General features: G+C 69.5%; 8 protein-coding genes. 6 read left to right on the plus strand and 2 right to left on the minus strand.

The features are described from left to right. The first annotated feature begins 8 nt into the window (after positions 1 to 8). From KBX71_RS34855 to KBX71_RS20975, 4 genes are all read left to right on the plus strand, one after another. Positions 9 to 1,073 (plus strand): hypothetical protein, encoded by a 1,065-nt coding sequence (locus KBX71_RS34855; protein WP_210819686.1) that lies wholly within the window; start codon positions 9 to 11, stop codon positions 1,071 to 1,073. Between the two features lie 199 nt (positions 1,074 to 1,272). Beyond that, positions 1,273 to 2,931 carry a sodium:solute symporter family protein gene (locus KBX71_RS20965; RefSeq protein WP_124816098.1) on the plus strand — a complete coding sequence of 553 codons (1,659 nt, stop codon included), beginning with the start codon at positions 1,273 to 1,275 and terminating at the stop codon, positions 2,929 to 2,931. Positions 2,932 to 2,947: 16 nt separating this feature from the next. Continuing rightward, the gene (locus KBX71_RS20970) at positions 2,948 to 3,256 is read left to right on the plus strand and encodes a hypothetical protein (protein WP_210819687.1); all 309 of its coding nucleotides are present in this window, start codon (positions 2,948 to 2,950) and stop codon (positions 3,254 to 3,256) included. A 132-nt stretch (positions 3,257 to 3,388) separates the two neighbouring features. Next, positions 3,389 to 3,775: a hypothetical protein gene (locus KBX71_RS20975; RefSeq protein WP_124816101.1), complete on the plus strand. Its 387-nt coding sequence runs from the start codon at positions 3,389 to 3,391 to the stop codon at positions 3,773 to 3,775. 122 nt (positions 3,776 to 3,897) lie between these two features. Here the strand turns inward: KBX71_RS20975 and KBX71_RS20980 are convergent, their stop codons facing one another. Further along, positions 3,898 to 5,688: a glycoside hydrolase family 6 protein gene (locus tag KBX71_RS20980; protein ID WP_210819688.1), complete on the minus strand. Its 1,791-nt coding sequence runs from the start codon at positions 5,686 to 5,688 to the stop codon at positions 3,898 to 3,900. A gap of 599 nt (positions 5,689 to 6,287) precedes the next feature. Here KBX71_RS20980 and KBX71_RS20985 point away from each other — a divergent pair. Together KBX71_RS20985 and KBX71_RS20990 are read left to right on the plus strand one after the other, a co-directional pair. Then, positions 6,288 to 7,532 carry a hypothetical protein gene (locus KBX71_RS20985; protein ID WP_210819689.1) on the plus strand — a complete coding sequence of 415 codons (1,245 nt, stop codon included), beginning with the start codon at positions 6,288 to 6,290 and terminating at the stop codon, positions 7,530 to 7,532. Position 7,533: 1 nt separating this feature from the next. Further along, a complete protein-coding gene (locus KBX71_RS20990) occupies positions 7,534 to 8,232 on the plus strand; it encodes a class F sortase (RefSeq protein WP_210819690.1) in 699 nt (232 codons plus the stop codon). 36 nt (positions 8,233 to 8,268) lie between these two features. Here the strand turns inward: KBX71_RS20990 and KBX71_RS20995 are convergent, their stop codons facing one another. Then, positions 8,269 to 13,350, minus strand: a complete 5,082-nt coding sequence (locus KBX71_RS20995) for an NAD-glutamate dehydrogenase (protein ID WP_210819691.1) — start codon at positions 13,348 to 13,350, stop codon at positions 8,269 to 8,271. Between the last annotated feature and the right edge of the window lie 103 nt (positions 13,351 to 13,453).

Here is a 13,453-nt window from a genome sequence, read left to right on the forward strand (position 1 = left end):
GGCCACCCATGCGCCAGGAAGAGCAGCAGGTGAGCAACGACCACCCGGAGGCTGTCCGGTCCGCGCCCGTGCCGGTACCCCCGGCCGACGACCGGGCCGGCCGCTCCGACGTCCCTGAGGACGCCCTCGACGACCGGGGCACCTTCGACAACCAGACCACCGGTCACGAGCGGACCGACGACACCGACCGGGACGCCGCGTACGACAGGGCCGACGACGAGCTGACCGACGACTCCGACCCGCGCCACCGGCGCGACGACCGGACCACCGACGACGGCGGTTTCCACGAGCCGGGACCGCTGCCGACCACGTTCGGGGCCACCACGGTCGCCGACGCGGTGGCCGCCTCCGCGCTGGCCAGCCCACGCCCGCAGGATCAGCCGGACCCCCGGGCCGAGCGGACCGCCCAGCCGGGCGACGGCGCCGAGGACGGCGAGCGGGAAGGCCTGCGGGCCGACCCCACCGCCGAGCTGCACCGCCGCGACACGGACGTCGACGACGACAGCGCGGACGTCGACGACCGCACGGACCTCAATGACCGCACGGACCTCGACGACCGCACGGACGCGGAGACGTCCGCGCGGACCGTCGTCCCGCCGGGGAGTACGGACGGCGCCCCCGAGCGGCGCAGCGATCTGACCGGCGACCGGGACGCCGCCACGGCGGGTGCGGCCGGCTACGGCAGTGCGACACCGGAGATGATCGACCCGGACGCGGACGGCGAACCGGTCCCCGGCGACGACACCAGCCCCACGCTGGAGTCCGCCGGAAGATCCCTGCCCGCCGGGTCGACAGTCGCGGCCGAGCCGGCCACGCTCCTCGACACGGACACCGCACAGGGCTTCCGGGAGCGCTGGCGGGACGTGCAGCTGCGTTTCGTCGACGACCCGCAGGCCGCTGCCGGCGAGGCGCAGTCGCTGGTGGAGGAGGCCATCCAGGCCCTCTCCTCGGCGCTGGCCGCGCAGAAGACCACGCTGGGCGGGTGGCAGGACGCCGGTTCGGCCGACACCGAGCAGCTGCGGATGGCCGTCCGCAACTACCGGGACTTCCTGGACCGCGTGCTCGGTCGCTGAGTAACCCGACCGACAACTGGCGCCCCGGCCGTCACGGCCGGGGCGCCTTCTTGTGGGCCGACGGGTACGGCCGGCTCGTGCGAGAACGCCCGACCGGGGCCGAACACGACGGTCCCTACCTTCGGGAGTGAAACCGCTCGGACTGGGTAATAGGGCGCGCGCACCAACCAGCGCGGACGTCGGGACGAGGGGTGACGGGATGGACGGCGACGGTCTTCGGCTCAACATGAACGGCCTGGACTACCTGATTCTGGCGCTGTACTTCGTCACCGTCCTCGGGGTCGGTTTCGCCGCGCGCCGGGCGATCCGGACCAGCGTCGACTTCTTCCTCTCCGGCCGCTCCCTGCCGGCCTGGGTGACCGGTCTCGCCTTCGTCTCGGCGAACCTGGGCGCCTTGGAGATCATCGGAATGGCCGCGAACGGGGCCCAGTACGGCGTGATGACGGTCCACTACTACTGGATCGGCGCGGTCCCCGCGATGGTGTTCCTGGGCATCGTGATGATGCCCTTCTACTACGGCTCCAAGGTCCGCAGCGTGCCGGAGTACCTGCGGCTGCGGTTCAACCGCCCCACCCACCTGCTCAACGCGCTCAGCTTCGCCGTCGCCCAGGTGCTGATCGCCGGCGTGAACCTCTACGCGCTGGCCCTCGTCATGCAGGCGCTGCTCGGCTGGCCGCTCTGGACCGCGATCGTGGTCGGCGCGGCGATCGTGCTGGCGTACATCACCATCGGCGGCCTGTCCGGGGCGATCTACAACGAGGTGCTTCAGTTCTTCGTCATCCTCGCCGGCCTCATCCCGGTCACCGTGATCGGCCTGGTCAAGGTCGGCGGATGGAACGGCCTGATGGACGCGGTCGGCGACACCAAACTCGGCGAGGCGGGCCTGCACGCGTGGCAGGACACCGGCAGCACCGCCAACCCGCTGGGTGCGCACTGGATCGGCATCGTCTTCGGCCTCGGCTTCGTGCTGTCGTTCGGCTACTGGACGACGAACTTCGCCGAGGTGCAGCGGGCCCTGTCGGCCAAGAACATGAGCGCCGCCCGGCGTACGCCGATCATCGCCGCGTACCCGAAGTTGTTCATTCCCCTGGTCACGATCATCCCCGGCCTGGTGGCCCTGGTCACGGTGAAGGGCCTCGGCGCGGAGAGCGGCGACCTGCAGTACAACAACGCCATCCCGCTGCTGATGCGCGACCTGCTCCCGAACGGCGTGCTCGGGGTGGCGGTCACCGGCCTGCTCGCCTCGTTCATGGCCGGCATGGCGGCCAACGTGAGCGGCTTCAACACCGTCTTCACCTACGACATCTGGCAGGCGTACGTCCGCCGTGACCGGTCGGACGAGTACTACCTGCGGGTCGGCCGGTGGGCGACGGTCGCCGCCGTGGTGATCGGGATCGGCACCGCGTTCATCGCGGCCGGGTTCAGCAACATCATGAACTACATCCAGGCGCTCTTCTCCGTCTTCAACGCGCCGCTGTTCGCCACCTTCATCATCGGCATGTTCTGGAAGCGGATGAGCGCCCTGGCCGGCTTCTGGTCACTGCTGCTGGGCACCCTGGTGTCGCTGAGCCTCTATCTGCTCTACAAGGGCGGTGTGGTCGATTTCAACTCCGACCTGGAGGAGAGCTTCTGGGGTGCCGGTCTGGCGTTCGTCACGGCGGTGGTGGTCGCCGCGATCGTCACCCCGCTCACCTCACCCAAGCGGGACGAGGAGTTGCGCGGGCTGGTGTACGGCATGGGCGGCGTCGACCTGAAGGGCGACGTGCTCGCCGGGGACGCCGTCTGGTACCGCTCCCCCGTGCTGCTCGGTCTGATCGCGGTCGCGCTGGCCGCCCTCTTCTACATCCCGGTCTTCTAAGGAAAGGGGTCGGCAGATGAGCAACGATGGCCAGCCGGCACAGGACCCGCTGATCGACGACACGCAGGCGGAGCAGCGGCGCTCCGTCGCGGCCCGGCTGTTCGACATCCGCCGGGTGATCGGTGGCCTCTTCGTCGCGTACGGGATCATCGTGACGTTGATCGGCATCTTCGACAGCCGGGCCGAGATCGACAAGGCCGAAGGCGTCCGGATCAACCTGTGGGCCGGGCTGGCGATGCTCGTGTTCGGTCTGCTCATGCTGCTCTGGCAGTGGCTGCGCCCAGCCGAGGCGCCGGCCCCGAACGAGCAGCAACCCGACGCCTGACCGCCGGCCGCCCGGCCCGACCCCACGGCATGAGCACGGCCCGGCCTGACCGCCGGGCCGTGCGGCATGAGCGCGGCACAAAGGGGTACGGGAGGAAAATCAGGCACCGTGTCGGACACAGGAGGCAGCACCATGACCGATCGCGATCGCCAACCGCCGTTGGAGGACAGCCCCGAGGTGGCCTCGGCGGTGGATGATGACGCCACCGTGCCGCAGCTGCGGACCGGAGGTGGCCCGGACCGGGACACGCCGGGCTTCGCCGAACCCCGCAGCCGACCGGCCGACCTCGCGCCGGACACCGACGAGCTGATCGGCGACCCGTACGCTGCCGGCACCGGGGCGACCGGGACGGGCACCGGTGCCGGCGGGGACAACATCCGCACCGGGGGGGAACAGCCCTGGGAGCCGGAGGACCTGGTGATGGCCCGCGGCCAGGACCTGACACCGGAGAACCTGGACAAGGCCCGTCGTGACCTCGCCGAGCAGGGCCGGGCGGCGATCGAACGCACTGTGCCCTGATCGCGTCCGCAAAGGGGGGTCCCCGACCCGACCTGTGACGGTCGAGCCGGGGACCCGGGGGAACCTGCTGCCAACAGTGCCTCACCAACCACTGGCAGCGGGTTGGTGCGTGAGCTACCCGATCAGAGCGCCGGGTACGCGTTGCGCATGAGCTCCTGGAACTGGGCGGAGAACCACGCACCGGAGATCGGCGCGTTGGCGAGCGCACCCGATGCGCTGTTGCCGTTGCGGGCGTTACCGCCGTACGTCGGGTCGCACATCCGGTCGAAGCCCTTGCCCTCGTTGTTCGGGATCTCCTTGCTGGAGCCGTCCGACTCACCCGGGGGCTTCACCCAGACGTAGGCGTCGATGCCCGGCTCCGGGTTGGCCCGGGGCCGCTCGCCGAGACCGGCGCCGGCCTGGTTGCACCAGTTGCCGAGGTGAACCCGGCGGTCGACGCGGCCCCCGTTGACGTACGTGTCCACGGTGGTCGTGGCGCCCGGCCCGGTGGGTCGCGCGGAGCCGCCCCAGCCGTTGCGGGACGTGTCGATCAGCATGCCGATGTTGGAGTTGAAGCCGACCGAGACCAGCTTCGTGCGGAACGCCTGGGCGAAGGACAGCTCGTCGACGTAGAAGTTCCAGTCGACCCACTTGGACTGCCGCACCGACGTGCCGTTCACATTGTCGGTGACCTTGAAGTACGGCTCGCGCAGCGCCGAGTAGTTCGCGGTGTTGACGATGAACCCGTGCACGTTGTTGACAGTGCTGCCAGAGGCCACTGCGGCGCTCTTCAGGATGTCGGCGGTCGGGCCGAAGTTGCTGTCCCAGCCGAGCCAACCGTGGTGGCCAGCGTCAACGTAGTTGTAGACGTTGCCGATCGCGCCCAGCTTGGCGAGGGCGTAGCCGACACCGTTGACGTAGGCGCCGTTGGCCTTGACCGTGTCACACATCGCCGTGCCGCCGGCCTGGCCGGAGGTGTTGGTGACCAGGTTCGGCAGCGAGTCGATCTCGATCACGTTGATGATCCGCAGGCTGCTGTACTTTGACTCACCCTGAATCGCGGCGATCGGGTCGATGTAGTCGGACTTGTACTTGGGCAGCTCGTTCGGGCCCAACTCGCCATTGGAGGCGAGCGCCGCGCAGTCCCGGCCGGGCAGGTTGTAGATCACGAACTGGATGTAGCCGGCGCCCTGGCGCAGCGCCTCGTCCAGGTGGTCCCGCACCCCGAAGGCACCATTGGAGCTGCTGTCCGGCGTGCCGTTGATCGCGGCGATCCGGTCCAACCAGACGGCGGTGGGGTTGCTGGAGACCCGGCTACCGCCGGCCTCGGCGTCCGCCTTGGCCTTCCACTCCGGGTTCACGTAACCGCGCACCCCGGCGTACGGGTTGTCGACCTTGGTGCCGGGCGGAGGCGTGGTCGGCGGAGGCGTCGTGGGCGGGGGCGTGGTGGGTGGCGGGGTGGTGGGCGGCGGAGTGGTCGGCGGCGGAGTGGTCGGCGGCGTGGTGCCACCGTTACAGGCCACGCCGTTCAGGGTGAACGAGGTCGGCTTCGGGTTGCTGCCGCTCCACGCGCCGTTGAAGCCGATGCTCGTCGACGCGCCGGTGGCCAGGGTGCCGTTGTAGGACAGACTCCGGGCGGTGACCTGGCTGCCGGACTGGGTGAACGTGGCCGACCAACCCTGCTGCACCCGCTGGCTGGAGTTGGCGAAGGTCCAGCCCAGCGTCCAGCCGTTCAGCGCGTCGCCGACGTTCTTGATGGTGATGCTCGCGGTGAAACCACCGGGCCAGTCGTTGCTCGTGTACGCGATGTCGCACTGCGTCGCGGCCTGCGCCGCGGTGACCGGAATCGTTACGAGCCCACCGGCGACCAGGGCACCCGCGCCGGCGAGCGCGAGGGCCCGGCGTGGGCCGGTTAGCCTTCTCCACACATTCATGCCACTGATCTCCTTGGGCGAGACCGGGCCCACGTACGGCCCGGCGGGACGGCCCGATGGGCGTCCTGCACGGACGGCCGTCGGCGCCACGGGATTCTTTGGGGGGCGCCCGACCCGGACGGGCGATGGTGGTGATGGTGCCCGGCCGATGCGTCGGCCGGTCGATCGACGGCGGGTATGTCGCCCGGTGAACCGGTGCCCTCGACTTCCCTGCCTGCACGGTGTGGCTCTCTGAACCGCGTTCGCCGATTCTTGCATGGGAGCGCTTCCATGGCAATGGCTCGATGCGTTGCCGGAGCCGTTTCGGACGATACCCCCGAGTCGGACCGAGCGGCGCGCGCCGCTCGGAGCCGCCGCTACCGGAGCACCGAGGTCGGCCGGGCGCGGCAAGCGCAGAACGCCGTGGCATACCCAGACGATCCCCCGCCGCCCGAGACGGCACTCAGCGCGGCGAACGCCGCGTAGCACCCCTTCACTCCTTACTTGGATCAAAGGTTAAAACGCGAATCTTTCACTTCATAAGTCATGAAACCGTCTAACGTCGGTCTTAGCTCGGTTGTCGCCGGGCTCAGGACAACAGGGATGGAGTGACGCGAGTCATGGCTAAGAAGATGCTCGGGAAGGTCGTTGCGGGCGCCGCGCTCGGCGGCGCGTCGCTCCTGGTGTTCGCACCGGGGATCGCGTTCGCCGACGGCCACGACGACGGCAAGGTCTACGCCAAGCCGCACGTCGTGAAGGCCGGCGACGAGGTCAAGCTCCTCGAGATCTGCCCGGATCGGCAGGAGCACGCGTACGTGTGGTCCAAGGTCACCGGCAAGGTCAAGCTCAAGCCGGCGCATGAAGACCGGGGTGAGGACCGCGAGTGGCGCGAGGAGGAGAACTCCTCCGACCACGACAAGGGCAAGGACGAGAACGGCAAGGACGAGAACGGCAAGGACGAGAACGGCAAGGACCACGAGGGCAAGGACGAGAACGGCAAGGACGACAAGGGCAAGGACCACGAAGGCAAGGACGACAAGGGCAAGGACGACAAGGGCAAGGACGACAAGGGCGGCCAGGGTGGCGGCGCTGCTGCCGACGCCTACGGCGACGAGGACAGCAAGGACTGGAACGGCGAGGAGCACGGCCAGGACGCCGAAGACAGCCGTGACAAGAAGGACTGGGAGTCCAAGGACGAGCACGGCTCGGACAAGGGCTGGGAGTCCAAGGACGAGCACGGCTCCGAGTACGGCTCCGACAAGGGCTGGGAGAACAAGGACGAACACGGCTCCGAGTACGGCTCCGACAAGGGCTGGGAGTCCAAGGACGAACACGGCTCCGAAAACGGCTCGGACAAGGGCTGGGAGTCCAAGGACGAGCACGGCTCCGAAAACGGCTCGGACAAGGGCTGGGAGTCCAAGGACGAGCACGGCTCCGAGTACGGCTCCGACAAGGGCTGGGAGAACAAGGACGAACACGGCTCCGAAAACGGCTCGGACAAGGGCTGGGAGTCCAAGGACGAACACGGCTCCGAGTACGGCTCCGACAAGGGCTGGGAGAACAAGGACGAACACGGCTCCGAAAACGGCTCCGACAAGGGCTGGGAGAAGGAGCGCGAGTTCGTCTACTACGGCGAGGCCAAGGTCGACAAGGACGCCAAGCCGGGTCGCTACGAGCTCAAGGGCTCGTGCGGCGAGGGCGAGCTCGTCGTGCTGCCGCACGGCGGTGTCGACGGTGGTGACGGCGGCGTCAGCACCGGCACCGACCGGGGTCTGGCCACCGGCGGGGCGGGCCTGCTCGGCGCTGCCGCGCTGGGCGGGATCGTACTGATGCGTCGTCGGCGGACCGATGGTTCGCTCGTCTGACGTGACGACGACACCGGCCGGCGGCCGTCGCGGGAGACCGTGGCGTGCCGCCGGCACGGCCGTCGTCGTCACCATGGCCATGATCGGCGCCGGGATGATCGGCGCCAGTCTGAAGGACACGCCCGCTCCCCGACCGCCGCAGCCGTTGGCTCAGGCCGGTCCCGAGGCGACCGCGCCGGCGAGCACCGCCGACGACGCCCCGCCGGCCGACGGGCAGCCGGTCGGGGACGCGCCGGCGGGGCTCGCCCGTTCGGCGCCAACCAGCATCGAGATTCCCCGGATCGGTGTCGACGCGCCGATCATGTCGTTGGGCACCAACCCGGACGGCACCGTCCAGGTCCCTCCGCTGGACAAGGCCGACCAGGCCGGGTGGTACGAGCCCGGTGCGAGCCCCGGTGAGACAGGCAACGCGGTCATCGTCGGGCACGTGGACTCGGCGGCGCTCGGCCCGGCCGTCTTCTTCGACCTCGGCGCTCTCACCCCCGGCGACACCGTCACCCTGCGCCGCGCCGACGGAGTGCCGGCCACCTTCACTGTCGACTCGGTGAAGTCGTACCCGAAGACGGCCTTCCCCACCGAGTTGGTGTACGGGCCGAGCGACAGGCCCAGCCTGCGGGTGGTCACCTGCGGTGGTCAGTTCGACGCGGCCGCGAAGAGCTACCCGGACAACATCGTCGTCTTCGCCACCCTGGCGGCGTGACCCGCGACGAACGAAACGCGGTCCGGCGTACCTGACTCAGGCGGCCGCGGAGGTCCGTACCAGGGTGCGGATCTGGCGCAGCAGCACCGACAGGGCGGCGAGATCCGCCCGCGACTCGTCGAACTCCCCCATCGCCCGCCGGGCGCGGTGGATGGACGTGGCGTTCGACTGCTCCCACTGCTGCACCCGCTCGTGCGGCGGCAGGTCGCCCGGGGTGGAGTCGAGCACCTCCGCGGTGAGCGCGGCCAGCGCGGCGTACAGGTCGTACCGCAGCGCCATCCGGGCCAGCGTCTGCCAGCGGTCCTCCCGCGGCAGCAGGGAGATCTTCGACAGCAGCGAGTCCACCCGGAACAGGTCGGACAGCACGAAGTAGACCGAGGCCACCTCGCTGACGTCCCGCCCGCTGGCGTTCGCGGTCTCCACCACGTCCATCAGGCCGAAGCTGTACATCAGGCGGGTCGCCCGCTCGGCCAGCTCGCGGGGCAGCCCACGCTCGGTCATCGAGTCCATGTGCGCGGCGATGCCCTGGCGCTCGTTGCCGTAGAACAGGTCTTCCAGCCCGGGCAGCAGCCGGGTGACGCCGTCCCGCAGCCGGGCGATCTCGGCCGGCACGTCGATCGGCGAGCGCCGGTTGGAGACCAGCCACCGCACCGCCCGGTCGAGCAGCCGGCGGGTGTCCAGGTAGACGCTGGTCTGCAGCTCCGGCGCCACCTTGTTGTCCAACGCCTCGACCGCGTCCCACAGGTCACGCAGGCCGAACACCTCGCTGACCACCACGTACGCCCGGATCACGTCTGCCGCGCTGGCCGCCGTCTCCTCGACCACCCGGAAGATGAACGAGATGCCACCCCGGTTGATCGCCTCGTTGACCAGCACTGTCGTGACGATGTCCCGGCGCAGGCGGTGCCGGCCCATCCGGTCGGCGAACCGTTCGCGCATCGGCGTCGGGAAGTAGTTGACCAGGACGTCGGTCGTCCACTCCTCGTCGGCCAACCCCTCGGTGAGGATCTCCCGCTCCAGGACGATCTTCACGTACGCGAGCAGCACAGCGAACTCCGGCGCGGTCAGCCCGGATTCGCTGCGGACCGCCAACTCCTCGTCCGGCGGCAGCGCCTCCAGCGCCCGGTCCAACCCGCCCGAACGCTCCAGCTCGTTGATCATCCGGCGGTGCACCGGGAGCAGCGAGGCGGCCTGGGCCTGGGCGTTGTTGATCGCCCGAGCCTGGTCGTAGTTGTCCCGCAGCACCAGCTCCGCGACCTCGTCGGTCATCCCGGCCAGCAGCTCGTCCCGGTCCGCCGTGGTCAGCTCCCCGTCGGCCACCGCCGTGTTGAGTAGGATCTTGATGTTCACCTCGTGGTCGGAGGTGTCCACCCCGGCCGCGTTGTCGATGAAGTCCGTGTAGATCCGGCCACCGGTCAACGCGTACTCGATCCGGCCGAGCTGGGTCCAGCCCAGGTTGCCGCCCTCGCCCGCCACCCGGCAGCGCAGGCTGCGCCCGTCCACCCGGATCGCGTCGTTGGACTTGTCGCCCACCTCGGCGTTGGTCTGGGTGGAGGCCTTGACGTAGGTGCCGATGCCGCCGTTCCAGAACAGGTCCACCGGGGCGGTGACGATCGCCTTCATCAGGTCCTGCGGCGACATCTGCGTGACGTCGTCGTCCAGGCCGATCGCCGCCCGGACCTGCGGCGTGATCGGGATGGACTTCGCGGTACGCGCGAAGATGCCCCCACCTGCCGAGATCAGCTCCGGGTTGTAGTCCTCCCAGGAGGAACGGGACAGGTCGAACAGCCGTCGGCGCTCCGCGTACGAGGTGGCGGCGTCCGGCTCCGGGTCGAGGAAGATGTGCCGGTGGTCGAAGGCGGCCACCAGCCGGATGTGCTCGGAGAGCAGCATCCCGTTGCCGAACACGTCGCCGGACATGTCACCGACGCCGACCACTGTGAAGTCCTGGGCCTGGGTGTCCAGGCCCAGCTCCCGGAAGTGCCGCTTGACCGACTCCCAGGCGCCGCGGGCGGTGATGCCCATCTTCTTGTGGTCGTAGCCGGCGGACCCGCCGGACGCGAACGCGTCGCCCATCCAGAAGTTGTGGGCCTTGGAGATCTCGTTGGCGATGTCGGAGAACGTGGCGGTGCCCTTGTCGGCCGCCACCACCAGGTACGGGTCGTCGTCGTCGTGTCGGACCACGTCCTCGGGCGGCACGATCTGCCCGCTGACGATGTTGTCGGTGACGTCCAGCATCGCGCCGACGAACTCCTGGTAGCAGGCGACCGCCTCGTCCCGGTCGCCCGGCTTCTGCTTCAACACGAAGCCGCCCTTGGCGCCGACCGGCACGATCACGGTGTTCTTCACCATCTGCGCCTTGACCAGGCCCAGCACCTCGGTACGGAAGTCCTCCCGACGGTCGGACCAGCGCAACCCGCCCCGGGCCACCGGCCCGAACCGCAGGTGCACACCCTCGAACCGGGGCGAGTAGACGAAGATCTCGAACTTCGGTCGCGGCGCCGGCAGGTCCGGGATGGCCTGCGGGTCGAGCTTGAACGCCACGTACGCCTTCGGCCGCCCATCGGCGCGCTTCTGGTAGAAGCTGGTCCGCAGGGTCGCCTCGATCAGCGTCAGGTACGAGCGCAGGATCCGATCCTGGTCGAGGCTCGCCACGTCGTCCAGCGCGCCCCGGATCGTCTCCACCAGCTCACCGCTGCGCTGCTGCCGCTGCTCGGTGCTCGACTCGCCCGGCGCGAACCGGGTCTCGAAGAGTTCCACCAGCAACGCGGCGAGCTTCGGGTACGCGACGAAGGTCTGCTCCATGTAGTCCTGCGAGAAGACCGTGCCGGCCTGCCGCAGATACTTCGCGTACGCGCGCAGCACCACCACCTGCCGCCAGGTCAGCCCGCCGCGTAGCACCAGCTCGTTGAACCGGTCCACCTCGGCCTCGCCGCGCCAGGCCGCCGCGAAGGCGTTCTCCACGTGCGGGCGCACCTCGGCCAGCTCGTGATGCCCCTCGGGCAGCATGAGGCCGAAGTCGTACAGGTAGACCCGGCCGTCGATCCGGTCCACCTCATACGGGTGCTCGTCGACCACCCGTACGCCGAGCGAGTGCAGCACCGGCAGCACCGCGGAGAGCATCATCGGCTCGCCGTACCGGTAGACCTTGAACCGGACGTCCATCGCCTCGGCGAGGTCCCCACCAGGAACCCGGGTGCCGGGCCGGGGCGCCAACTGCTTGCGGAACAGGTGCATCTCCAGCTGGCCGGGCTCCTCCAGCAGCTCCAGCTTCGCCAGGTCCTTCATCGCCTCGTACGGCGTGTGCCCGTCCTTGTAGCCCTCCGGGAACGCGTCGGCGTACCTGGTGAACAGGTGCTTGGCCTGCTCGTCGCCGAGCTTGCGTTCCAGCACCAACCGGTAGTCGTCGTCCCAGAGCCGGGTGGCGTCGGCCAACTCCTCGGCCAGCAGGTCGGCGTCGATGTCGCCGGGCGGCCGCGTCGGGTCGGTACGGACGATGAAGTGCACCCGCGCCAGCATCGACTCGGTGACCCGGGTCGTGTAATCCACCCCGACGCCGTTCAGCTCACGCAGCAGGATGTCCTGCATGCGTAGCCGGTTCTGCGTGGTGAACCGGTCCCGGGGCAGGTAGATCAGGCAGGAGATGAACCGCCCGTACGCGTCCCGACGCAGGAAGACCCGCAGCTGCCGGCGTCCGGCCATCCGCAGCACGCCGACCACCGCGTGGTACAGGTCGTCGGTCTTGATCTGGAACAGCTCGTCGCGCGGGTAGGTCTCCAGGATCTGGATCAGGTCCTTGCCCGAGTGGCTGCGCTGGCTCAGGCCGGAGCGGTCCAGCACCTCGGCCACCTTGCGGCGTACCACCGGCAGCTCGCGGACGCTGGTCCGGTAGGCGGCCGTCGAGAACAGGCCCAGGAAACGCCGCTCACCGATCACGTCACCGGCGGAGTTGAAAATCTTGAAGCCGATGTAGTCCAGGTACGCCGAGCGGTGCACTGTGGCACGGGAGTTGGCCTTGGTGATGATGAGCAGGCGCTTCTCCAGCACCTTCTCGTGCGCTTCGGGCGTCATCGAGGACAGCGACCGCGCGTCCGGCGAGTCGGAGCGCAGGATGCCCAGACCGGTGCCGAGCACCGCCTCCAACGCCTTGCCGTCGACCGGATCGGCGGCGTCGCCGCCGGTGGCGTCCACCAGCCGGTACTCGCGGTAACCGAGGAAGGTGAAGTGATCCTGGGCGAGCCAGCGCAGCAGCTCCACCGAGTCGGTGATGTCCTTCTCCGGCACCGGTGGGCGGTTGTCGGAGGTACGGGCCGAGGCCAGCTCGTCGGCGAGCGCGAGGGCACGCTGACGCATCTTCGGCCAGTCCTCCACCGCCTCCCGCACGTCGGTGAGCACCCGCTGCAACTCGCCGCGCAGCCGGTCCCGCTCGGCCGCGTCCCGGACCGGGTCGATCTCGATCCGCATCCAGCTCTCGATGATGTCGCCGGAGATCGCGTCGTCCGGTTCCACATCCGCGGAGACCTCGGTGAGCCGGCCCAGCGGCTCACGCCGCACCACCACCAGCGGGTGCACCAACAGGTGCACGTCGAGGTGGTACGAGTTGAGCAGCGCCGTCACCGAGTCGACCAGGAACGGCATGTCGTCCGTCACGATCTCGACGACCGTGTGGTGCTGGTCCGCGTGCGGTTCGTGGATCCGCAGCTTCAACTCGCCGGGCACCCGTTGCTGGGCGAGGTCCCGGTGTGCCCGGGCCGCGTCGAGCATCTCCTCCGCCGTGAAGCCGACCAGCTCCTCGTCCGGGGCGAACCGCCAGAAACGGCCGACAAGTGTCGCCGCGTCATGGTCGTCCCCCGCGAGCGCGACGGCCTGGGCCACCAGGCGCTCCGCGTTGGGGACGGGTTCGTCGAGCTCGGCGTCCTCCACGTCGTCGGCCAACGCCTCAGTCGGCAGGCCCAGATCGTAGATGGTGTCGATGCTCGACCCGGTCAGCCCCGTGACGCCCGTGTCGAGCCGGCCGTAGCCGTCCCCGTCGGTCGCCGAATCGAAGCTGTCGTCGTCCCGGCCGGAGTCATCCTGCCGGAGGTCGGGTTCCGGTTTGATCGCCGGACGCCGGTCCATCGGTGCCACTCCCCTCGACCCACCGCGTTGTGGGTCACTCTGCCGCCCAGCCTAGGCCCTGCCGTTGTGCGCCTTCGTCGGCGGACCACTGGCCAGACGTCCG

Source organism: Micromonospora sp. D93, assembly GCF_018070365.1.
GTDB lineage: Bacteria > Actinomycetota > Actinomycetes > Mycobacteriales > Micromonosporaceae > Micromonospora > Micromonospora ureilytica.